Source organism: Demequina sp., assembly GCA_024707205.1.
Lineage (GTDB): Bacteria > Actinomycetota > Actinomycetes > Actinomycetales > Demequinaceae > Demequina.
This window is the reverse complement of record JANQAD010000001.1, coordinates 1638483-1661329: the sequence shown is the minus strand read 5'-3', so window position 1 is coordinate 1661329 and position 22847 is coordinate 1638483. Positions and strand designations below refer to the sequence as shown.

20 protein-coding genes and 1 pseudogene are annotated in these 22847 nt (G+C 70.2%); 10 read left to right on the top strand and 11 right to left on the bottom strand.

Translation table 11 applies throughout. From position 1 onward, the window contains the following. Positions 1-85: 85 nt before the first annotated feature. The 3 genes and pseudogenes from NVV57_08570 to NVV57_08560 form a co-directional block, all read right to left on the bottom strand. Positions 86-998, bottom strand: a pseudogene (locus NVV57_08570) (cation diffusion facilitator family transporter). Next, on the bottom strand, positions 999-2420 hold the full coding sequence (locus NVV57_08565) for a phosphomannomutase/phosphoglucomutase (GenBank protein MCR6712734.1): 1422 nt from the start codon (positions 2418-2420) through the stop codon (positions 999-1001). Between the two features lie 17 nt (positions 2421-2437). Next, the gene (locus NVV57_08560) at positions 2438-2797 is read right to left on the bottom strand and encodes a DUF3499 domain-containing protein (protein ID MCR6712733.1); all 360 of its coding nucleotides are present in this window, start codon (positions 2795-2797) and stop codon (positions 2438-2440) included. Between the two features lie 63 nt (positions 2798-2860). Here NVV57_08560 and NVV57_08555 point away from each other — a divergent pair, with 63 nt between their 5' ends. Next, the gene (locus NVV57_08555; protein ID MCR6712732.1) at positions 2861-3265 is read left to right on the top strand and encodes a metallopeptidase family protein; all 405 of its coding nucleotides are present in this window, start codon (positions 2861-2863) and stop codon (positions 3263-3265) included. Here the strand turns inward: NVV57_08555 and NVV57_08550 are convergent. From NVV57_08550 to NVV57_08535, 4 genes are all read right to left on the bottom strand, one after another. Continuing rightward, positions 3247-5676: a DUF5719 family protein gene (locus tag NVV57_08550; protein MCR6712731.1), complete on the bottom strand. Its 2430-nt coding sequence runs from the start codon at positions 5674-5676 to the stop codon at positions 3247-3249. The genes NVV57_08555 and NVV57_08550 overlap by 19 nt on opposite strands. Continuing rightward, positions 5652-7676 (bottom strand): glycosyltransferase, encoded by a 2025-nt coding sequence (locus NVV57_08545; GenBank protein MCR6712730.1) that lies wholly within the window; start codon positions 7674-7676, stop codon positions 5652-5654. Before NVV57_08545 ends, NVV57_08550 begins: the two co-directional genes overlap by 25 nt. 39 nt (positions 7677-7715) lie before the next feature. Beyond that, positions 7716-8033, bottom strand: coding sequence for a WhiB family transcriptional regulator (locus NVV57_08540; protein MCR6712729.1), 318 nt, complete (start codon positions 8031-8033; stop codon positions 7716-7718). A 78-nt stretch (positions 8034-8111) separates the two neighbouring features. Continuing rightward, positions 8112-9116, bottom strand: a complete 1005-nt coding sequence (locus tag NVV57_08535) for a glycosyltransferase family 2 protein (protein ID MCR6712728.1) — start codon at positions 9114-9116, stop codon at positions 8112-8114. Positions 9117-9193: 77 nt separating this feature from the next. On the opposite strand from NVV57_08535, the gene NVV57_08530 reads away from it, so the two are divergent. Both NVV57_08530 and NVV57_08525 read left to right on the top strand, forming a co-directional pair. Beyond that, a complete protein-coding gene (locus tag NVV57_08530; protein ID MCR6712727.1) occupies positions 9194-10399 on the top strand; it encodes an LCP family protein in 1206 nt (401 codons plus the stop codon). 98 nt (positions 10400-10497) lie between these two features. Then, positions 10498-11715 (top strand): LCP family protein, encoded by a 1218-nt coding sequence (locus NVV57_08525; protein ID MCR6712726.1) that lies wholly within the window; start codon positions 10498-10500, stop codon positions 11713-11715. Between the two features lie 3 nt (positions 11716-11718). On the opposite strand, the gene purE is transcribed toward NVV57_08525, so the two are convergent. Then, on the bottom strand, positions 11719-12204 hold the full coding sequence (gene purE / locus NVV57_08520; GenBank protein ID MCR6712725.1) for a 5-(carboxyamino)imidazole ribonucleotide mutase: 486 nt from the start codon (positions 12202-12204) through the stop codon (positions 11719-11721). Next, positions 12201-13367, bottom strand: a complete 1167-nt coding sequence (locus NVV57_08515; GenBank protein ID MCR6712724.1) for a 5-(carboxyamino)imidazole ribonucleotide synthase — start codon at positions 13365-13367, stop codon at positions 12201-12203. Before NVV57_08515 ends, purE begins: the two co-directional genes overlap by 4 nt. Before the next feature lie 31 nt (positions 13368-13398). Here NVV57_08515 and NVV57_08510 point away from each other — a divergent pair, with 31 nt between their 5' ends. After that, positions 13399-13899, top strand: coding sequence for a GtrA family protein (locus NVV57_08510; GenBank protein MCR6712723.1), 501 nt, complete (start codon positions 13399-13401; stop codon positions 13897-13899). On the opposite strand, the gene NVV57_08505 is transcribed toward NVV57_08510, so the two are convergent. After that, positions 13874-15184, bottom strand: a complete 1311-nt coding sequence (locus NVV57_08505) for an ATP-binding protein (GenBank protein ID MCR6712722.1) — start codon at positions 15182-15184, stop codon at positions 13874-13876. The two genes, NVV57_08510 and NVV57_08505, sit on opposite strands and share 26 nt — an antisense overlap. A gap of 2 nt (positions 15185-15186) precedes the next feature. Next, a complete protein-coding gene (locus tag NVV57_08500) occupies positions 15187-15864 on the bottom strand; it encodes a response regulator transcription factor (GenBank protein ID MCR6712721.1) in 678 nt (225 codons plus the stop codon). A 341-nt stretch (positions 15865-16205) separates the two neighbouring features. On the opposite strand from NVV57_08500, the gene NVV57_08495 reads away from it, so the two are divergent. The 6 genes from NVV57_08495 to NVV57_08470 all read left to right on the top strand — a co-directional run bounded on the left by NVV57_08495 (position 16206) and on the right by NVV57_08470 (position 22833). Then, complete coding sequence (locus NVV57_08495) at positions 16206-16748, top strand: hypothetical protein (protein ID MCR6712720.1); 543 nt, start codon at positions 16206-16208, stop codon at positions 16746-16748. After that, positions 16727-18010, top strand: a complete 1284-nt coding sequence (locus NVV57_08490; GenBank protein MCR6712719.1) for a hypothetical protein — start codon at positions 16727-16729, stop codon at positions 18008-18010. The genes NVV57_08495 and NVV57_08490 overlap by 22 nt, the downstream gene beginning before the upstream one ends. Further along, positions 18010-18282 (top strand): hypothetical protein, encoded by a 273-nt coding sequence (locus tag NVV57_08485; GenBank protein ID MCR6712718.1) that lies wholly within the window; start codon positions 18010-18012, stop codon positions 18280-18282. The genes NVV57_08490 and NVV57_08485 overlap by 1 nt, the downstream gene beginning before the upstream one ends. 83 nt (positions 18283-18365) lie before the next feature. Beyond that, positions 18366-19007, top strand: coding sequence for a hypothetical protein (locus tag NVV57_08480; GenBank protein MCR6712717.1), 642 nt, complete (start codon positions 18366-18368; stop codon positions 19005-19007). Beyond that, the gene (locus NVV57_08475) at positions 18935-19999 is read left to right on the top strand and encodes a cellulase family glycosylhydrolase (GenBank protein ID MCR6712716.1); all 1065 of its coding nucleotides are present in this window, start codon (positions 18935-18937) and stop codon (positions 19997-19999) included. The genes NVV57_08480 and NVV57_08475 overlap by 73 nt, the downstream gene beginning before the upstream one ends. Before the next feature lie 62 nt (positions 20000-20061). Further along, positions 20062-22833 carry an FtsK/SpoIIIE domain-containing protein gene (locus NVV57_08470; GenBank protein ID MCR6712715.1) on the top strand — a complete coding sequence of 924 codons (2772 nt, stop codon included), beginning with the start codon at positions 20062-20064 and terminating at the stop codon, positions 22831-22833. The last annotated feature ends 14 nt before the right edge of the window (positions 22834-22847 follow it).

The following is a 22847-nucleotide window of genomic DNA, read 5'->3' as shown; positions in this document are numbered from 1 at the left end:
AAGCCGTGGCATCACGCCGAATCACTTACACAGAATTCCTGACAGACCCAACGCCGAAGCCTGCGACTCCGCGCAGGGTGACAAGTCAGCCCCTCCGCACGTCCGGCTCGATGTAGATAAGTCGCACCGCGGGCACCGCCTCGCGGATCGCAGCCTCCGCGCGATCCGCCTGCTCGGAGTGCTCGGCGACCGTAGCGTCGGGCCGTTGCGCCACCTTGACGGTGACCAGGATGTCCTCGGGGCCAAGGTGCACGGTGCGCAGGTGGATGACGTCCGCGAACCCCGACCCCGCCAGCGCGGAGCGGATCGCGGCGTCGTCCTCCGGCGTCGCGGCCTCGCCGAGGAGCATGTTCTTGGTCTCGCGCCCAAGCACCACGGCGATGGCGCACAGCAGCAGGCCGATCATCGCCGCACCCAGCGCGTCCCAGCGTCCGTTGTGCGTGATGAGCGTCATGGACACGCCAAACAGGGCGAATACCAGGCCGATCAGCGCGCCGAAGTCCTCCAGCAGGATGACCGGCAACTCCAGGAGAGCGCGAGCGCTCGATGAACCGCGGGAAGCTCAGGCCCCCGCGAACGTGGTTGGTCTCGCGCACGGCCGTGCGGAACGAGAGGCCCTCGAGCACGAGTGCCAGGAGCAGCACCACGATGGGCACCCACTTCCACGACTCGATGGGCTCGGGGTGAGAGAACTTGTGCCAGGCCTCATACAGCGCGAACAGGCCGCCAACCGTGAACAGCACGATCGCAACCATGAACGCGTACAGATACCGCGTGCGCGCGAAGCCGAACTGATGCTCCTCGGTCGCCTCGCGCTGGGCTCGCCGCCCGCCAACGAGCAGCAGCACCTGGTTGCCGGAGTCCGCGACCGAGTGGATCGCCTCCGCGAGCATCGACGACGCACCGGTGAGCGCGAACGCCCCGAACTTCGTCACCGCAATACCCAGGTTCGCGGCGAGCGCCGCGACCACCGCCTTGGTTCCGCCCTCCGTGGACATTCAGCCCCGCCTGATGATCGCGAGCGCGCGATCGCGGATCTGCTCCATCACGGCGCGGTCCGCGGCCTCCACGTTGAGCCGCAGCAGTGGCTCCGTGTTGGACGGCCGCACATTGAGCCACCAGCGCGGCTCAGCGCCCCAATGGTCAATGGTCACGCCGTCGAAGTCGTCAACGGTGCAGTCGTCGCCCGCCAGCTGGGCAACGACTCGCGCGGTCGCCTCCGCGACGTCGCTCACCTTGGTATTGATCTCGCCCGACGCTGTATACGGCGAGTAGGGAGCCAACAGTTCGCTGAGGGGCTGGCTTTGCTCGCCCAGTGCAGCGAGCACGTGTATCGCCGCGAGCATCCCCGAGTCCGCGTAGAAGAAGTCGCGGAAGTAGAAGTGCGCCGAGTGCTCGCCGCCGAATACCGCATTGAGGCGCGCCATCTCTGCCTTGATGAAGGAGTGGCCGACGCGGGAGCGCACGGGCGTGGCTCCGGCGGCCGCGAGCAGTTCAGGAACCGCCCTCGACGAGATGAGGTTGTGGATCACGACGGGAGCGTCGTCGCGGGCGGCCTCGCGCAGGCCAACGAGGCACGTGATCGCTGATGCGGGGACCACCTCACCTCGCTCGTCGACCACGAAGCAGCGGTCCGCGTCGCCGTCGAACGCGAGGCCGATGTCCGCGCCGTGAGCCACCACGGCCGCCTGCAGGTCGCGGAGGTTCTCCTCATCGAGCGGGTTGGGCTCGTGGTTGGGGAAGGTGCCGTCGAGCTCGAAATAGAGCGGGATGATCTCGAGCGGCAGCGCGGGCAGTCCAGCCTCGGTGCCCAGGACGCGAGGGACGGTGTAACCCGCCATCGCGTTGGCGGCGTCGACCACGACCCGCAGCGGGCGGATGTCCTCAAGCGGGACGAGGCTCCGTAGGAACGCCCCATACTCACCCACCATGTCGCGGTAGACGATCGTGGCCGTCGCCGAACCCTCGCCCAAGCCCTCCGCGAGAAGTCGAGAGGCCCTGGAGCGAACGTCGGCCAGTCCGCTGTTCTCTCCCACCGCGCGCGCCCGCGAGCGGCACAGCTTCATACCGTTGTACTCGGCGGGGTTGTGGCTCGCGGTGACCATCACTCCTGGTATATCCAGGACTCCGGAGGCGTGGTAGAGGCCGTCCGTAGAGCACAGGCCAATGTCGATGACGTCGATCCCGCGCGCCGTCAGCCCGCTCGCGACCGCGGCCGCGAGGCCAGGTCCGGTCTCCCGCATGTCATGGCCGATGGCGACCTGCGAGGCACCATCCGGGATGACGATCGCGTCCGCGAAAGCCGCGCCGATCGCGGTCGCGACCTCTTCGGTGAGGTCCTCGCCAACGACTCCGCGGACGTCATAGGACTTGATGAGTCTGGACAGGTCGGGGAGGGCTCGCGCGCCCGGGTTTTTCACGGGTACAGGTTAGCCGGTCAGCCGTCGGCGGAGACCACCCGCAGGTGCCCGCGACGGGGCTCGGACGCGAGGGGTGGCCGCACGACCACCTGCTCCACCATGGGCGGCGTACCCGCCTGACGCACCGCGCGGGCGAGCGCGTCCAGGTCGTCCTCGCTGGGGCCGCGCTCCACGAACTCCTGGTGGATGTGCACCACGTCCCAGCCCCGCGGGGCGGTGAAGCGGTCGGCGTGCTGGGCGCACAGGTCATAGGCGTGCGGCTCGGCTTGGGCGGAGAGCTGGCCCACGACCACGGTTTGGTCCTCATACACGTAGGTGAGCGTGGCCGCCGCCGCATTCGAACACGAGGGGCGGGAGCACTGGCGCATGGAGATCACCTTCAGGACGGTACCTCGCGCGACCGTGGCGGAGCCGCTGCCACGCCGCGTTAGGGTGGCCCCATGAGCCGCCGCGACCGCCACGATCGAGGCCTGCGCCGCCCGCTGCACCCTCTCGGCTCGCCGGCGTCGCTGAGCCGCTCGGAAGTCTTCGACGACCTCGTCTTCGAGGCGGCGGAGCGGCTCGAGGGTCGCTGGGGTCGCGACTGGGGGCGCGTCGAGTTCGGCACCGAGGACGTCCCTCCGTCGGAGCCCGCGCCCTGGGAGGAGGGCGTGCCCTTGGGCCGACTCTTCCCCGCGGACCTGGGTCAGACCGCGCGCATCGTGCTGTATCGGCGCCCGATAGAGCAGCGCTGCGAGCCGCAGGACCTGCCGGCGCTCGTGCGCGACGTGCTCGCCGAGCACGTGGGCTTCCTGCTCAACAAGTCGCCAGAGGACATCGACCCCGATTACGGAACGGGCGCGTAGCGAACCTGCTGCACCTCGACATCGAGGTCGTCGATCGTCGTCCGCGTCGGCGTGAGCGAGGTGAGGTAGTCCCCATTGCCCACGAGAACGGTCCACGCGAATCCCCCGCTCGCGGTGAGGACAGTGCCCGGCGGCACATCGAGGGGCACGACGGCGGTGCCCCCAGCGGTCACGGTCGCCGTCGCTACGGTGGCGGCATCGGCGTCGGTCAGCGTGAAGGCGCCCGCATTGGTCGCGAAGGCGACAACGGTCTCGTCATAGCCAACCGCGACGGTTGCGCGCTCGTTCGCGTCCGCAGCCAGCTGCGCGGGGATCCATCGCAGCTCCTTGGCGGTGTCGCCCTCTACCCCAGCTGTGGCCGCGCGCGTGCGGGTCACGAGGGCGCTCGCGACGACGGGGGCGTCGGCAGAGATGGTGATGGTGCCCACGTCCACGGCGGGCACGGGAAGCTCCACCACAACTCCCGGATCAAGCGCGAGCGACGCGACCCCTTCCCACACGGCGTCGCCGTCGGGCGTCGACAACGCCAGGCGCACCGTGGCCCCGTCAGGCGCCACAACGCGGACGGTCGCGGCCTGGTTTGGCGACCCGCCGGTTCCGACGCCGGGGATAGCGAGCGAGGTGCCAACGGCCGACGCCGTACCCCAGTCGGTACCCGCTGGCTGGAAGCCCTCGAGACGCGAGTCCTGCAGCGCGGCGACCACGCCGGTCCCCGTCGCCGTGACGTGGACCGCGAGGCTCGCGACGTCCACCACGACGCCCTCGAGCAGCACCTCCTGTTGCGAATCTGGCCCTATGGCGACCTTCCGCGAGTCGAGCTCCCCGAGCTCTCCGAAGGCGACGACAGTCGCCTCGACGGAGGCCTGCGACGGGTTCGTGAGCAGCAGCCGCGCGCTCGCACCCACGGTCGTGGCGCCCGCGACGATCCACTGGTCGGTCGTCGGCGCCGTGCAGGTAAACGCGGCGAGGCCCGTGATGTCGCCGCCCGTGACGCGCTCCACCTGGGCGCCCACCACGGCGTCGGACGCCTTTCCATCGCCGACGTCCCTGAGGTCGCCGCCGAGGAACGACGCTCGCGTCACTCCGGTCGCGGCGCCGCCGAGTTCGGGATCCGTCCCGGTCCCGCCCGCGGGCGTCACGAGCGGGCCGGGGCACGCGACATCCTGGCGTGCGGGCGTCACGGTGACCGAGGTGGCCGCGTCGCCGGGCGTGCCGTGATCCTGGGCGATCGCGCCCCCAATGACGAGCGAGCCGACGACCGCGCACAGCGCGAGCACTCTGGCGACGACCCCGGCGATCACGACCGCACCCCAAGGAGCCTGCGGTTCTGAAGGGGAAGGGCCGCAATGAGCGCGAGCATGCACGCGATGGCGGCGGCCCACCACCACGCACGGTAGTCGGAGTCGTGGAAGGTCACGACGAGCGTCCCCCCGTCGCGGGCACCGCGAAGGCCTGCCTTCCCTGGTCGTCTGCCACGGCCTCAAGGTCCTTCCCCGAAAGGGTCGCGCTCCACGCCGGGTCCTTCGGAACCGACAGCACGAGGGTTCCCCCTCCCCTGCGCTCACGGTGCCGCCACCAGAGGCGCCATCCATGGGAACCACCACGGGTTCCGAATCTGACTCGATCCATGCCCTGCTCGCGGCAACCCCGCCGTGCGGGACGCGATACGCGGTGCCGGATCCGCTCGCGCCGATGAGCTCGAGCGTGTCGACCTGCGCGAGGCCCGCGAGCACCTTCGTGGAGTCCGCCGTCGCCACAATCACGCCGATGCCCCACGCGGCGAGATCCTCGTCCGCCCCAACGCCGGCCGCGACGAGCGTCGCGACCGCGTCGGCGAGCCCCGCAGGCGAGGGCGGCGCGTCGGTTCCTGGTCGCGAGAGCGGCACGCCATCTTCATCAAAGGCGGCGGTTCCCTCGAGCGCCACCGCGCCGTCGGACGTCTCAACGGAGTAGGCGACGCCGGCGTCGGTGTCCTGCAGCACGAGTACGCGGGCGGACCCCGGCGGCTCCTGCTCGAGAGCGGCGACGAGCGGGAGGACATCAGGGTTCACGGCCGCGACATCGCCCGCCTGCGCCCTCCCGGGCCATGCCCATGCCGTCGCCGAGGTCAGGACGGCCGCCGCGGCAAGCGTCACGACGATGACCGCGCCCACGCGGCGCAGCCGCACGGCGCCCTTTCCGTGCCACACCCCGCTCGACGCGGCGGTGGCAGCGGCGAGCGCTCCCACGAGAGCGAAGGAGAGGCCCGGACCGCTCCAGCCGTTCGCGGCGGCGGACCCGGATCCGTCGGGCCACACGGCGGTGACGCGCTGCGCGGCGAACGTGGCGCCAAGCCCGAGCGCGGCGACGGCCCAGCCGATGCACACCGCGCGCGTCGCGCGACTGCTCAGCAGCGCGAGCAGCGCCGCCACGCACACGGTCGCGGCGATAGCGCCGACGACTCCGGGCTGAGCGAACCACTCGGTCCCCCTGGGGAGGTGTCGAGAGTGAGCAGGGTCTTCAGTGGAGAGCTGACCTCGGACGGCGCGGCCGGCCCGGGCTCCCGGGCCAGGACCGCCCACGCGTCGCGCAGCGAGCCTGCATGGGACGCGGCCATGATGCCCCGCGCAGACACGAGAAGCGCGGGAACGGTGGCGAGGAGGATTCGGGGCCAGCGCCTGCCGGCGCACGCGGCGACCAGCGCGAGCGCGACGACGCCGGGCACCAGCAGCACGGGTGCGACGGCGACGCAGAACGCGAAGGCGAGGGACGCGACCGCGGCAGCGGAAGGCGACGCGGAGCGTCGCGCCGTGAACTCCTCACCGTGAGCGAGGGCCTCGCCTCGATACCAGCCGAGCGCCCTCGCCACGCCGAGCGCGACGAAGGGCAGCGCGATGTGCGCGAGCACCGCCCCGACCCGCCCCTGGGCGATAGACACGAGGAAGGGCGGCCACGCGGCGTACGCGAGAGCGGCCACGGCGCGCACGGACACGGCGCGCGTCGCGGCCCCGACGGCGAACCACGCGCTGATCGCGGCGAGAGTCACTCCGAACGCGAGCACGAGTCCAAGCCCGAGTCGCAGGCCACCAGGAAGGATTGCGAACGGAACGAGCGCGGCGGAGAACGAGCCGTCGAGCGACGCCGTTCCGTAGCCGACGTCTGACCATCCGGTCCACGAACGCTGCCACAGCTCGTGCCAGCCAACGTCGGTGACGCCGAGCGCGGCGCCGGAGAGCATCTTCCCCGCGAGGAGGTCGGGAAGCCAGTCGCCGAACACGGCCACGGAGAGCCCCAGGCTGACCACCACGACCACGCCGAGCATCCAGCGCCTTCGCTGACCGGATGCCGCGAGCTCCGTCCGGATCATGCCCGTTGGCGTGACGGCGAGGCGCCACTTGTCGTAGGCGCGCAAGTACCGAGTGCGCACGTGGTGGACCACGGCGCCCGGCCCCGCGAGGAGCCTGCTGATGGCCCGCGCGGGCACCGTGGCGTGTCGCCGAGCCCGCCTCCGCGAGCGCGCAAGTCCAGTGCAGCGCCCCAGCAGGCGCCACGGAATGCCGAGGTCCACGAGCGCCATGCGCGGCTCGTTCTGCGCCACCCTCAGCAGCGCTCTGAACAGCGAGGAGGCGAAGGCCCACAGCACCAGGAGCGGCACCGCGAGCAGTGGCTCCCAGACGAGGGCGTGGTACCACTCCGACGTGCGTCGGGTGGCGTAGGACGTCCGTGAGCCGCGGCCGCGAGTCTCCTCGTCCCGCGCGCCGTGCAGGTTCAGCTGCCGGTGGCGCACGAGGGCGCTCGGCACCACCACCACGTCGTAGCCGGCCCTCCAGGCCCTGCGGCAGTAGTCGGCGCTCTCGCCGAAGCCGCGATACCCTTCGTCGAAGCCGCCGAGCTGCTCCCACACATCCCTGCGGAGCAGGGCGCCCGCGATGGACACCGCGAGGACGTCGTCCCTCGCGTCGTATTGCCCCTGGTTGATGTCGTTGTCGTCGATCAGGTCGATGCGTCGCGCGCCCACCCGCGACACCGTGGAGCCGAGCGAGATGAGCCGGCTCGTTGTTTTCCAGCGGACCTGCGCGGCACCGACGATCGCCGCGCGCGGCCGCTTGCGCGCGGTCGCGGCGAGCTTCGCGAGGACGTCGGCCTGCGGGGCGCTGTCGTCGTGCAGCAGCCACAGGTACTCGGCCTCCTGCGCGGGCAGATCGGCGAGCGCCGCGGCGAACGCTTCCCCAAGACTGGCCGACGCTGGGGCGGCGCTCGTGGTCACGTCAAGACCCTGCGGGGTGGGGATTTCGGCGTCGCCGAGCGTGACGAGGTGCACCGAGTCAGGCATGTACTCCTGGGAGGAGATGGCGTCCAAGACGTCGGCGAGGACGGGTGAGCGGCCGTCGGAGACGATGACCGCGCGCACCAGAATGCGTGCCGTCGTCATCGCACACTCGCGTTCTGCGCGGGACGAATCCCGCGCGGACTACACCGCGCGGCGCTTGAGCTTGCGTCGCTCACGCTCGGACAGGCCACCCCAGATGCCGAACCTCTCATCATTGGCGAGCGCGTAATCGAGGCACTCGGCGCGCACGTCGCATGACGAGCACACCTTCTTGGCCTCGCGCGTTGATCCTCCCTTTTCGGGGAAGAACGCCTCAGGGTCTGTCTGAGCGCACAGCGCACGCTCTTGCCACGCCAGCGGACCGTCGTCGACTCCGCTGAAGATGTCCACCACCGACGCCAGTGTCGGTGCGGGAGTGCGCGCGTCCGAGGGCACCGAACCGCCGTAGATATCCCACATAGGCCCTCCCTCTCTCGCAGGCAGGAGAACCCGCCTACGGGAATTACACCGTTGTAATCCCTCCACGTCAAGTCGAGACTAGCCGATCCCACGCAGATACCCCGTACCCCACGCGAGATGCATGGTGGCGAAGACGGCCGGGAGGAGCAGCAGACTGCGCAGCGGAAGGTCCCGAGCGTGCGTGAGGCTCGCGACGATGACGCCGGCGAGATAGCCGAGCGGGGCGAGTGCCGCAATGGCGAGCCACGCGAGAGAGGTGACCAGCCCCAACAGGGCGATCACGAGTCCGGCGGCCACCCCAACGGTCACCACCGGCGCGGCGAGATACCTGGCAGACCGGGAATCCGGGTGTGTCCGCACCACCTCTCGGCGCCACCGCCCCGAGTCGTGGAACTGCCGCGCCAGCGCCCGCCAGCTGCGCCGCGGCTCGTACGGAACCTGCATGGTCGGTACGAACCACACGTCATACCCCGCGTGCCGCAGGCGGTAGTTGAGCTCCCAGTCCTGCGCCCTGCGGAAGTGCTCGTCGAAGCCGCCAACTGCCGCCAAAGCCTCCCTCCGGAATGAACCGAGAAAAACCGAGTCCGCGCTGCCCTCGACGCCTCCCACGCGGTGGCCGGCACCGCCGATCCCCCACGGCGACGCCATGGCGACCGCGATCGCCTTGCCGAGCACAGCGTCGGACCGCGGCACCATGCGGCCGCCAACATTCGCCGCCCCCGTGCGCGCGAGCGCCCCCACCGCCTCCGCGAGGTAGCCGCGAGGAAGGAGCGTGTGGCCGTCCGCGCGCACAATGACGCCGTGTCGCGTGGCGGCGATGGCGAGATTGAGGCCCGACGGGGTGGCGCCGCTTGGGTTGTCCACGAGCCTCACGCGGTGGTCGGCGGCGAGTGCGTTCGCGATCTCGTCCGTGCGGTCGGAGCTGGGACCGAGCGCGATGACGAGTTCGAGGTCGCCCTCGTACCCGTTGTCGAGGACCGCGCCAACCGCCTGCTCCAGGTAGCGCTCCTCATTGAGCACCGGCATGATCACGCTCACCGGCACCTTCGCGCGCGAGTCGAATGGGGGAAGGCTGGAGCTCACTGGTCGAGGGTAGCCCGGCGATCGGCCCCGGCCCGCCTGCGCGGCGGGCGCGGCGCGGATGCTTACACTCGTGTGTCATGACCACCGAGCCGGAGCGAGAGCGCGCCGCGGCGCCCGCCCACGCCCGACGCGGTGCACCGTCGCGGGTATGGACCTGGGCCGCGTGCGCCACCGCGGGGCTCGTTGGGTTTGGGCTCGTCTACGCGAACACGGTGGTGAGCGAAGTCTTCAGTTCAGCGAAGACGGCGGACATCAAGGACCTCGTGAGCGACGCCCCCGCGCCGGTGACCACCAACGGCGCGTCGACCGCCGAGCCGAGCACTCCCGTTGACGAGAGCGACGGCGACGCGATCAACCTCCTGCTGATGGGCTCCGATGAGCGCGACGGCGAGAACGGCGCCATCGGCGGCAAGGTCGCTGACGGCATGCGCAACGACACCACGATCATCATGCACATCTCGGCGGACCGCTCGCGCGTGGACCTGGTCTCGATCCCGCGCGACGCCCAAGTGGAGATCCCCAAGTGCAAGTACTTCGACGGGACCTCGATCAAGGCGACGAGCGGCGACTTCAACATCTCGTTCTCAAACGGCGGCCGCCACGGCAATGCTGCAGAGGCGGCGGCCTGCACCATCAACACGGTCCAGAAGCTCACGGGCCTGACGATCGACCACTGGGCCGTCGTCGACTTCTCCGGATTCGAGGACATGGTTGACGCTCTCGGCGGCGTGCCCATGTGCATCCCGGAGAAGATCCGCTCGCAGAAGGCGAAGCTCGTGCTGAACCCGGGGCCTCAAGTGCTCACCGGCAAGCAGGCGCTCGCGCTCGCCCGCATGCGCACGGCGGAGGTCGGCGACGTCTCCGGGTCCGACCTGCAGCGCATCGCCAGACAACACGAGGTGCTGCGCCAGGTCAGCCGCGTGGTGCTCTCGAAGAACCTGCTCACGGACGCCGGCGAACTCACCCAGTTCCTCAAGGCGGCCGCGACCGCGCTGACGATGGACGAGGGGCTCGCGGACAGCAAGTACCTGCTGGGACTCGCTTTCAGCCTCCGCAGCATCGACCCGTCGCACATCAACTTCTACACGGTTCCCTGGAAGCTCACGGACGACTATCTGGATGTCATCATCCTCAAGAGCGCCGACACCATGTGGAAGGAGCTGCGCGAGGACGAGCCGCTCACCAAGGCCGGCAAGGAGAGCGCGGGCAACACGTGGGATAAGGTGATCGACGCCTCCCCGAACCAGTGCCGACCGGCGAGGACGTCACCGACGCTCTCCTGAGCGGGTGCGACGCGTAATCCAGGGGAACCTCAAGACGCCGACGGACGTTGTGGCCACGAGACCTCGTGCGCTTTGGCGCGCCCGACCAAGGAGAATGTGTGAGCAGGAACGACCGAGCGGCCAAGCGAATCCGCCACGGCTCCACCAGCACCGGCAACACCGTGCTGCGCGTGACTGCCGCCACGATCGCGGGCGTCTTGGGCTTCGTCCTGGTGGGCGGGACCATGTACTGGGAGAACCTGCAGCATTCGTTCACCACGCAGGACATCTCCGCGCTCGTTGGGGATCCGACGGAGACCGCGACCGTCGCGACGCCGACCGCCTCGGTGACGGCCGACGCTGCGCCTGTCGACGCCGAGGCCGGCAACGACATCAACATCCTGCTCATCGGCTCAGACAGCCGCGCGGGCGCTAACGGGTCCATCGGCGGCAAGGTGGCCGAGGGCATGCGCTCCGACACCACGATGATCATGCACATCTCTGCCGACCGCTCGCGCATCGACTTCCTCTCCATTCCGCGTGACATGCGCGTCAAGGTGAGCGACTGCAAGATGCTCGACGGCTCGGTCAAGAAGGGCTGGACCGGCAAGTTCAACATCGCGTTCTCGCTCGGCGGCTCGAACGGCAACGAGGCAGAGGCGGCCGCGTGCACCATGAAGACCGTCCAGAACTGGATGGGCATCAAGTTCGACCACTACGCGGTGGTTGACTTCGCGGGCTTCGAGAAGATGATCGACGCGGTCGACGGGGTGCCGATGTGTGTTCCTTACAACATCGACGACAGCCGGTCCAAGCTCCACATCAAGGCGGGCCCCCACGTCCTCACGGGTAAGAAGGCCCTCGCCTACGCCCGCGTGCGCCACATCGGCGACGGCACGGACCTGCAGCGCATCGAGCGCCAGCAGGAGCTGATGACGAACCTGGCGAAGAAGGTCCTTGGGATGAATGTCCTCACGGACGCGCCGCAGCTCACGCTGCTGCTGAAGTCGGCGGGGCAGTCGATGACGATGGACCCTGACCTCGGCTCGTTCACCTACCTGGTTGGCCTCGCGTACTCGCTGCGCAACATCGACCAGAACAACATCAACTTCCTGACGGTGCCGTGGAAGTACGCGGGCGACAAGTCGGGCGACGTTCTGGCGCTGGACTCGGCGAAGTGGGTGTTCAAGCGCATCGTGGACGACCGCCCGATGGTGGACAAGGAGTCCACGGGAACGAGCGCCAGCCCCAACCCGAGCGTGAGCTCCTCGCCGACGGTCTCTCCCACTCCGGAGCGCCTGACGCAGAAGGAGATCCTCGCCAGCTGCAAGGCGTAGCGACTACTGCTGGCGAAGCGCCTCGCCCTTGGCGTGCGCGGTGGCGCGCAGGTCCTCCTGGAAGGCGCGCATCGCCTCACGCAGCGCGGGATCCGCGATCCCGAGCATGCGCGCCGCGAGCAGCCCCGCGTTTCGCGCTCCCCCTATGGAGACAGTCGCGACCGGGACCCCGGCAGGCATCTGCACGATCGACAGCAGCGAGTCCATCCCGTCGAGGTGCTTGAGCGGGACCGGCACGCCGATGACCGGCAGCGCCGTCACCGAAGCGAGCATTCCTGGCAGGTGCGCGGCCCCGCCGGCGCCGGCGATGATGACCTTGAGTCCCCGCTCCTCAGCGGAGCGCCCGTACGCGATCATCTCCTCGGGCATGCGGTGCGCGGAGACCACGTCCTTCTCGAAGCTCACGCCGAACTCGGCGAGCGCCTCCGCTGCCGCGCTCATCACGGGCCAGTCGGAGTCGGAGCCCATGACGATCCCGACGTCGGTCATGCCTCGCCTCCCGGTTCTGCGCTCACTACAACAGCGCCGTCCCTCACGATATCGGCAGCGGTACGCGCCCGCGTGAGCAGTTCGGTCGCATCGTCCCCGGACACGGTGACGTGCCCAACCTTCCTGCCCGGCCGCACCTCCTTGCCGTACAGGTGAAGCTTGACCCCAGCGTCGGGCACCTCGCCCAGCGCGGAGGCGAGGTCAGTGCGACGCCCGCCGAGCACGTTCACCATGATCGAGTACGGAGCGGTGGGGTGTGGATCCCCGAGCGGAAGGTCGAGCACGGCGCGCAGGTGCTGCTCGAACTGTCCCGTCACGGCGCCGTCCATCGACCAGTGCCCCGAGTTGTGGGGCCGCATCGCGAGCTCGTTGATGACGACGGAGCCGCCGACCTCGAACAGTTCAACCGCGAGCATCCCGACCACGTCCAGCTCCATGGCGATCGTGACGGCGAGACCCTGCGCCGCCGCCGCGAGCAGCGGGTCCAGGTTGGGCGCGGGTGCCGCGACCTCGGCGCACACGCCGTCTCGCTGGGTGGACTCGACAACGGCGTAGGCAACAACATCGCCCGACGGGTTTCTCGCCACTTGCGCGGACAGTTCCCTGGTAAAGGCTACTTTTTCCTCAACAAGCAGCCGCGGGCCCCCGGCAGCGAGGGCCGCGAGCCAGTCGTCGGCCTCGGCGGCGGAGCGGATGACGCGCACGCCCTTGCCGTCGTAGCCGCCCTTCGCGGTCTTGAGAATCGCCACGCCGCCGTGCTCGGCGAGGAAGGCGTCGACGTTGGCGTGGGTGCGCACCTCGCGCCACGCGGGGTTCGGCAGCCCCAACTCGTCCATGCGCGCCCGCATCACGATCTTGTCCTGCGCGTGCACGAGTGCCTCCGCGGAAGGCAGCGCGCGAATTCCCCGCGCGGCAGCCGCCTCGAACACCGCCGGAGGGATGTGCTCGTGCTCCCATGTGACCACGGTGGCGCCATCCAGCAGGGCGGCCACGGCGTCCGCATCCCCAGGCAAGCCCACGACAACCTGATGGGCTCCCGCGGCCGCCGCAGCGTCGGGCGACTCGACGAGAACGCGCAGGGTCACGCCCAACTCCGTGGCGGGACCGGTCATCATTCGGGCAAGCTGGCCGCCGCCGATCACGGCGACGATGGGGGCGGTCATGCGTACAACTTACCGGCGATAGGCTTCGGGGATGCTCGCCTGGATCCGCTCCCACGCAGGGGAACTGGGCCGCTTCGGCGTAGTGGGAATCGCGGGCGTCTTCGTCAATCTCGGGGTCTTCAACCTGCTGCGCTTGACCGTGCTGAGCGAGGACGCCACCTTCCTCGGCGAGCAGGACAGGGTCATCACGGCGAAGGTCATCGCGACGCTCGTGTCGATCGTCTTCGCGTGGGCGGCGCACCGCTCGTGGACATTCCGTGGCCACCGCACTCACCGCCCGGCGCGAGAGCTCGTCGTGTTCGGGCTCGTCAACCTCGTGGCGATCGTCGCGGAGGCGGGCACGCTCGCCGTGAGCCACTACGTGCTCGGCTTCACGAGCCTCGCGGCGGACAACCTCGCGTCGGTGATCGGCATCGGCGTCGGCACCGTGCTGCGGTACGTGGGGTACAAGGTCTTCGTGTTCGTCGATCACGCGCCCGAGGCGCTGCTCGAGGTGGACGGCGAGGTCAGCGGCGGCGCCGACGCCCCCTGATCGCCTTTCCGTGCGGCACCACGGTCTCGAGATCGACCATCTGCGGCACGCCCTGCAGGAACACCGCGAAGACGGCGGGAACCCGCTGCGCGAGTTCGAGGCGGCCGCCGTCCGCCGTGACGAGGTCGCGGGCGAGGGCGAGGCCCAGGCCGGTTCCGCGCCCGCCCGTCACCTCCCTCTCGAAGATGCGCGCCGCGATGATCTCCGGCACGCCCGCGCCCGTGTCGCGCACCTCGATGACGACGGCCTGGCTGCCCTTGGACTCGCGCGCCGAGACGGTCGTGGTGCCCGCCCCGTGCTTCAGGGAGTTCTCGATCAGGGTGGCGAGCACCTGGGCTAGGCCTCCCGGCGTGGCGAAGGCCATCGCGTCCGTCGGCACGATCTCGATCCGCCGACCGGCGCGCTCGAAGATGCCCTGCCACTCCTCGCGCTGCTGCTGGAAGACGTCCTCGAGGGTCACGAGCTCCGTGCCCGAGCCGAGCGCCTTGCGCGAGCGCCCGAGCAGATCGTCAACGACACCTACGAGGCGCTCCACCTGCTCGAGCGCCTTCTCGGCCTCGTCGCGCACGTCCTCCTGGGTGCTCGTCGCGGAGATCTCCTCGAGCCGCATGGACAGAGCGGTGAGGGGCGTACGCAGCTGGTGGGAAGCGTCGGCCGCAAACTGGCGCTCCGTGGCGAGGCGAGCGGCCATGCGGTCGGAGGAGCGCGCCAGCTCATCCGCGACGAGGTCGATCTCCTCGATTCCCGTGTGCTCGAGACGCGGCCGGACCTGCCCTGACCCGATCTGCTCGGCGCTCGCCGCGAGATAGACGAGCGGAGCGCTCAATCGGTTGGCCTGCCAGATCGCCATGGCGATGCCGGCGAGCACCGCGATCGTGCCGACGGCGAGCACGAGGCCGACGGCCCGCGCGGCCTCCCAGAACATGTCCCACCACGACTGGTAGATGATCACGACGATTCCCGAGTCCGTGACGGCGCTCGCGGTGTACGACGGCGACGGTTCCTCCCCGGCGGTGAGCACATCGCCGTTCGGCATCGAGACCTTGATGTACGCGGGCGCGTCCGGCGAGTAGCCGACGTACGTCTCGAGGGTCTGCTCGGAGATCAGCTCACCGGCGCTGTACCGCACCTCCAGCGCGCGCCCCGCCGTCGCCGCTCGGGCCTCAAGGTCGCGGAGCGCGTCGTCGCGCACCAACTGTGCCGCGGCAATGGCGAGCGGGATGCCCAAGAGCACCACGGCCACGCCGACCGCGGAGATGGTCGCGATGAGGACGCGACGTCTCAAGGTCAGTCGTCGTTCTCGAAGCGGAAGCCCATGCCGCGCACCGTGGTGATGAACCTGGGCTGGGTCGCGTCGTCGCCGAGCTTTCTGCGCAGCCACGACACGTGCATGTCGAGCGTCTTCGACGGGGCGCCCGGCTCTGCGGACCACACCTCGTGCATCAGTTGCTCGCGAGACACGACGGATCCGGCGTTCGCCACCAGCACGTGCAGGAGATCGAACTCCTTGCCGCTCAGCTGCAGCTCCTTGCCGTCGACGAACGCCCTGTGGCCTGCGACGTCAACGCGCACGCCGCCAACCTCGACGTCGCCGTGGCCGTCGGCGCCCGTGCGGCGGCGAAGTAGCGCGCGGACGCGCGCCAGCAGCTCGGCGAGGCGGAACGGCTTGGTCACGTAGTCGTCGGCGCCCGCATCGAGCCCCACGACGAGGTCAACCTCGTCCGCGCGCGCCGTGAGCATGAGGATGGGCACAAGGAGTCCCTTGTCCCTCACGCGGCGAGCCACGTCAACACCGTCGATGTCGGGAAGCCCGAGGTCAAGGATCAGCAGGTCCGCGGAGTCGGCGGCCTCGACACCGCCTAGTCCGGTGCCGTGCCACTCGACGTCGTAGCCCTCCCTGCCCAAAGCGCGGGTCAAGGGTTCTGAAATGGTCGGGTCATCTTCGACCAAGACAATTCTGGTCATGGGCCCACGATACCCGTGCCCGCCGACTTTGCCGGACCGAGCGCTCGCGCGCCCGCAGCGAGTCCGGCGTGACTTCCAGCGAGGCCAGCCCATCGTCCACCCCTCCCGTACGCACATGAGCGTCGGAATTTTCGGCCGCCATGTGCCTGTACGCACATGAGCGTCGGAATTGGTCGTGTTTCCGACGCTCATGTGCGTACCGGATGACACAGGGGCCTGCGGGCGACGCTCATGTGCGTACCGCAGAGCCGACGCTGCGCCAGCCGTGGCCGGACGGCATCCGACGCGTTCCGCTGGACGCGACCCAGGACGCGACCACCGCCCGGGTAGGCTCTGCGAGCGTGACTGAAGTTGCGGCGCGCGTTCCCACTCGCGAGCGCGTGTGGATCGCTGCCGCGCCGGAGCGCATTGTGCACGTCGCCGTCGCCCTCGCCCTCGCGGCCGGCATCACGGTGAGCTTTGGCCAGTTCCGGCCATGGACGGCGCTGCCACTGGCCGCGCTGCTGCTCGCGGCCACGTGGCGTGCGTTCCGGCCCCGTGTCACTCGCGCCGACGTCAACGGCGCCGCGTTGGCACTCGGCGCCGCGGCCGCCTGGACCGTCCTCAACTGGGTGCTCACGTCCGAGTACCTCATCGTCGTCCGCGACCCCGGCTTCCTGACGCTGTCCGGCGTCTGGCTCACCGATCACCCGTCAACCGACATCCCCGTGCTCGGCGCGGACCAAGCGGCCGCCGTCCAGACGAATCTGCTCGCCGACGCCTCTCAGGCCTGGAACCTCAACGGGGACATGATCCAGCCGCAGGGAGCCAAGATGCTTCCCGCGACGATCGCGATGGGCGGATGGGTCGGCGGAATCTGGGGGTGCTCGGCGCGAACATCGTGATCGGCGCCGTAGGCCTGCTCGCCGTCTACGCGCTCAGCCGCCACTTCCTCGGCCCCCGCGTCGCCCTCGCCCCCATGGCCGCGTTCGGCCTCACGGTGGCCCACATCGCGCTGTCCCGCTCCGCCTACTCGGAGCCCCTCACCGAGCTGCTCGTGATCGCGGGCGTGCTGTGGGCCTGGCGGGGTCTCCGGGAGCGCGCGGCGCCCCTCGTCGTCGCGGGCGCTCTCGTGACGGGGGCGACGACGCTCATTCGCATCGATGGCGCCCTCTTTGCGGCGGGGGCTCTCGTTGGCATCGTGGTCGCCTTGGCGCTGTCCGACGCTGGGAGGGCCTGGCGCGTGCGCACGGCCGTTCTCGCGGTGGGTATTCAGGCCGCGGCGGTCGCCTTTGGCTACTGGTCGCTGTGGCACTGGAGCAAGGCGTATGCCGATCGCCTCGGAGAGCAGACCCACTCGCTCATCCACATCTATACCCTCCTCGCCGGCATCCTCCTGGTGTGGGTCGTCGCGTGGATAGCGCCGCTCAAGGCGGACCGGGTGCTCTCGGCCCCGCTCAAGGCGATCGACGAAACCGGCGCGAAGGCGCTCGGGGGCGTGATGGTGTTCGCCATGCTCGTCCTCGCCTCGAGACCGCTGTGGACCACGGTTCACCGCGGCACCACGGACCCCGTGGACATCTTCACCAACTCGGTGGTGCAGTCCTTCCAGCAGTCCCAGGGCTTGCCGATCGACCCCACGCGCACCTACGCCGAATCGACCGTGTCCTGGGTGAGCTACTACCTCACGTGGCCGATCGTGCTGCTCGCCTTCCTGGGGCTGGGCCTGGCCACCTATCGGGCCGTGAAGGGCCGCGGGGAGTGGGCGATCTTCCTCGGCGCGACCCTCGCGCCTTCGCTGCTGTACTTCTGGAAGCCGGAGATCGTCCCCGACCAGGTATGGGCCATTCGCCGCTTCGAGCCGATGACGATCCCCGCGTTCGCGATGGCCGCGACTCTCGCCGCGATCTGGCTCGCCAAGCGAATCGCCGAGCCACGGCGTCGACGCCTCGCCATCACCTGGGCGGTGTGCGTGACCGCGCTCCTGCCCATAGCGTCGTGGATCATCGTCGACCCCTCGGTGAACTACTGGATTCGCGGCGCAACCCCCTGGTGGTGCGCGAGATGGGCGGGTCGCTCTCCCAACTCGAGGAGCTGTGCGACGTCGCCCCCGGCCACCCGATCGTGCTCGCCGGCACCGCGTCTCACTTCGGATCTCTGCGCGTGATGTGCGATGAGCCCGTTGTCCTCGCGCTGAGCGAGCCAACGCAGAAGTCGCTCGCCCAGATCAAGGAGATCTTCGGCGAGACGCCGGTGGTGCTGACCCGCGACACCAGCTGGTTCGCGTGGGACGAGGACCCCCAGATCGTCGTCTCGTCTGTCGTCAGGCAGGCCGGCTACCAACTCCAGGGAATCCCGCACACCTACTTCGACAGGGACTACGAGTGGTACGCGGGCCTCGTCAACGACGACGGCTCGCTCTCCCCCATCGCGCCCTGACACAGCGCCACACAAAACGATTCGCGTAGACCCCTAGAATGGCGCGCAAGCGGGCACCGGGGCCCGCACAGAGCGAGGTGGCGATGTCTGACGAACACCGTGGGGTGCGACGAGTCGGAACGGTTCTGCTCGTCATCGGGGCGCTGCTCGCCGTCGGCGCCCTCGCCGACGGCCTGTTCATCAAAGGCGACGACACCGCCCCCCAAACTTCTGAGAGCCCCTCGGCAACGCCGTCGGCCAGCCCCAGCGCTAAGCCGGCGAGCTTCGTCACCGCGGACGGCCAGGACCTCATGCTCGACGGTGAGCAATTCCGCTACGCGGGCGCGAACGCGTACACGCTGATGTTCGAGGCCCCGCCGTCGCTCGCGGTGTACATGAAGACCGCAAAGGAGTCGAACCTGACGGTCCTGCGCACGTGGGGCTTCTGGGACCAGGGCACCGCGGACGGCGACGGGAACGTCGAGATCAACAACCGCAGCATCTACTTCCACTACTGGGACACCGAGGCCAACGCTCCCGCATTCAACGACGGCGAAACGGGACTCGAACACCTCGACGCGGTGGTCGCGGCCGCGCAGAAGGACGGCATCCGCCTCGTGATGCCGCTCGTCAACAACTGGACAGCGTTCGGGGGAATCGACCAGTACGTGCGGTGGGCGGCGGGCAGTACCACGACGACTTCTTCACCAACGACACGATCAAAGGCTGGTACAAGGACTGGGTGACGCACCTGCTCAACCGCACCAACACCATCACCGGCGTCAAGTACAAGGACGATCCCACGATCCTGGCCTGGGAGCTCGGCAACGAGCTGCGCTGCTCGAGCAGCGGCCCCTACCCTTCGAGCCCGGATTGCGGCTCAGACATGCTCGTGACGTGGGCCGACGAGATGTCGCAGTACGTGAAGTCGGCGGACCCCAACCACCTCATCGGCTTCGGCGGCGAGGGCTTCCTGTGCACGGACCCGGGCGGCAGCGACTGGCTCACCAACTGCACGCAGAGCGCGGACCCCGTCGCCCTACTCGCGCTCGAGGACATCGACATCCACGGCATCCACATCTACCCGTACCACTGGGAGCCGACCGAGCCGACGAGCGACTGGCAGGACTGGGGCTCGTGGTGGATCGACACGCAGGGCGCGATCGCCGCGGACGCCAACAAGCCGTACTACATCGGCGAGTACGGGTGGGTTGACCTCGACAACCGCATGCTCGTCTTCGATGACTGGCTCACCCACTTCTACGACGCGGGCGGCGACGGATCGCACTTCTGGGTGATGCAGCCCGCGTCGTCGATCGCCCAGCCGCCCGACGGCGTCGGGTTCACGCAGAAGTGCCCGGGGCCGTCATGCGACCTCGTCTCGAACTGGTCGCTGCACGTTGGCCAGGGAGTGGACTTCAGCGAGTTCGGGCCCATCGCGGAGAACGACTTTGCGTTCGCCGCTGCGGACGGCAGCGCCACGATCGACATCCTCGCGAACGACAAGGTGTACGCCCCGGCCACCTTCGATGTGGCGAGCATCGACCTGGATCCCGACACGGCGGGCGTGCAGCAGGAGCTGGCCACGGACAAGGGCACATTCGCCGTCGTCGACGGGAAGGTGACCTTCACGCCCGCGGACGGCCCGGTGGGCGTGAGCGCCTTCTACTCCGTCGCGGACTCCGAGGGTCGCGTGGCAACGGCTCGCCAGATCTCGATCTCGCCCAAGTCCAACTAGCCGTTATCCACAGGGCCGCCCCAGCGTCGGGCCGCGCTCGCCATGCTTGGCGGGTGCGGATCATGGCGGAGGGGCTCGAGCTTGAGGTGAGGCACGGCGCGCCCGTGAGCGAGGTCGTCGCCTTCGCGCGCGCAGTCGGGGTCGAGTTGCCCGAGCGGCCCTGGTGCGGCCCCGCCCGGCTGATGCCGGACCACGCGGCGGGCCTCGCTCCCCTTGTCGCGTTCGCTCGCCTCACGCGCGCCCCTGGGCCCGACGCTCGTCCCCGGCCGGGCGCCCACCTCGCCGTGGTTGGCGGGCCGGACGCGGGGGCGATCGCGACGGTGAGCGAGGGGCTGAGCATCGGGCGGGGCGAGCAGGCGACCCTGCGGCTCACGGACGTCACGGTCAGTGAGGATCATGCGCGCCTCGCGGGCTCGCGGGTGCACGACGGCGGCTCGCGCAACGGCATCAGGGTGGGCGGGGCGCGCGTTCGCGGCCGCGCGGCCATCGCGCCGGGGAAGCTTCTTGAGCTCGGCGCCACCGCGATCGTGCTGCGCGACCCACTCGCGGGCGAGGCGGCAACCGAGACCCGCCTGCCCGCGCTGCGCGGAGCGGCCACGTGGCTCACGGGCGGGGCATCGATGGCCATCTTCGCGGTCGCGACGGGTCACTGGCCGCTCGCGCTCGTCGCGCTCGCGGTGCCCGGGGTTGCCGTGGGCGTGTCGCTGCTGCGCGGAAGGCGTCGTGCGCCGGTCCCGCCCTTGCTCGACGTCACGGGCACGCTCGCGCTTGGTCCGCTCCCGGACGGCCCCGCGTGCGTGATCGGGCCGCGCGGGCTCATGCGGGCGGTCACGCTCGCGACGGGCCGTCCGCCTCGCGGCTCACCCCAATGGGAGGAGTGGATGGCGCACCTGCCCGACTCGCAGCGGGAGGTGCGGTGGATCGCCGACGGCGAGGAGCCGCCCTCGTGGGCCGAGGTGGTGTTCGCGGAACGGGCCGGGCGGCTCGTGATGACCGCCCATGGCGCCACCGTGTCCGCTCCGCTGCCCTTGGTGAGCGCCGAACTCGCCGACGCCGCCGCCCGACGCATCGCGAGCTCCGCGGCCGACGCCGCGATCCCCGCCACCGTGACGTGGGCGGAGCTTCCCGCGCCTCCGCCCGGAGGGCTCAGGGCGCGGCTCGGCGTTGGCGAGCACGGGCCCGTGAGCCTCGACCTCGTCGCCGACGGCCCGCACATCCTCGTCGCGGGCACCACCGGCTCAGGAAAGTCGGAGGCGCTGCGGACCATCATCGGCTCGCTCGCTCACGACCACTCCCCCGCGGCCGTCACGTTCGCCCTCATCGACTTCAAGGGCGGGGCGGGCCTTGGCCCGTGCGCCGCGCTGCCTCACGTGACGTCCGTGCTGACCGACCTCGAGCCGCACCTCGCGCGGCGTTGCCTGCTCGCGCTCGCGGCCGAGCTCGGCGACCGCAAGCGGGCCGCCGCAGGTGCGGGCGTGCGCTCCTATGAGGAGTGGGCCTCGCCACCGCCCCGGCTCGTGGTGGTGATCGACGAGTTTCAGGAAATGGCGGCGATCGACAGGGACTTCATGCCGCATCTCACCCGGCTCGCGGCCCAGGGACGCTCGCTCGGGATCCACCTGGTGCTCGCGACTCAGCGACCGGCGGGCGCGGTGAGCGCGGACGTGCGGGCGAATATCTCGACGACCCTCGCCCTGAGGACTGCCACCGAGGCGGAGTCCCGCGACCTCGTCGGTTCACCTGTGGCCGCCGCGATCCCTCCCTCGCTGCCAGGGCGAGCGGTGCTATCGCGCGGCGCTGGCCCTCCCGACTCAGTTCAGGTTGCGCTGCCTTCAGCGGAACCGCCGCCCTCCGTGCGGCTGGCCGAGGCCGGGGCGTCACGGGGGCTGCAGTTGGTCGATGCCGCGGCGCGGCGTCACTCCGGGTCTCCCGGAGCGGCCAAGACGGCCGCCCTGTGGCTGCCACCACTCCCGGAGCGCCTAGCGCCCTCGGCCGGCGAGGGCTTCGTCCTCGGCGTGGCGGATCTCCCCGAGCGGCGCGCTCGCGAGTCGGTGACGTGGGACCCGGCGGCCGGCCCGCTCGTCATCGCCGGCCCACCCCGTTCCGGGCGAACGGCCGTGCTGCTCGCCGTGGCCGCGCGTGCGGCGGAGGGCGGCTTCACACCCATGTGGGTTCCGCCGGACCCGCGCCGTGCGGCCAGGACGCTCGCCCTCGCGGCCGATCAGCCACGTGCGCTCGTACTACTCGACGACGCAGAACGGACCCTCGCGGCCGCGTCGACGGCGGAGCCGGAGGCAATCGACCTGCTCCTCGCGTGTCTGCGCCGCGGGGCCGCCGCCCTCGTCGTGCCGCCCGCGTGGGCCAACCACCGCCTCGTCGCGGGCGCGGGGCTCGTGGCAATCCTCACCGGACTGCCGGTTGAGGACGACGCCGCATGGGGCGTGCCGAGCGAGCTTCGCGGGATCCCCCGGGCGGCCGGTCGCGCTCGCGTACGCAGGGCAGACGGATGGGCGGAGACCCAGCTCTCGGTGCCCGCTCCCTTCACGCCAACCGCGCCGGTAGAGGAACTGCCTGAATCAGTCGCGGGACCGCTCCCGCAGGCGGCGCTGGGGATCGGGGGTGATCAGGCGCGCCCCATCGTGTTGCCTCAGGCGCCGGCCGCGGTGATCGGCCCGCCCGGCGACGAGCGCGACATCGTGGCCCGCAGGGTGGCGATGGCGAGCGGGCACGAGCCCCTGATCGCAGACACCGGGTTCGCGCTCGGCATGCCCGGTCAGCCGACCCCCGGACCGTCGTGTGCGTCAAGCCCACGGCGAAGACCCTGCGGGAGGTGAGTAGGGGACCGCGC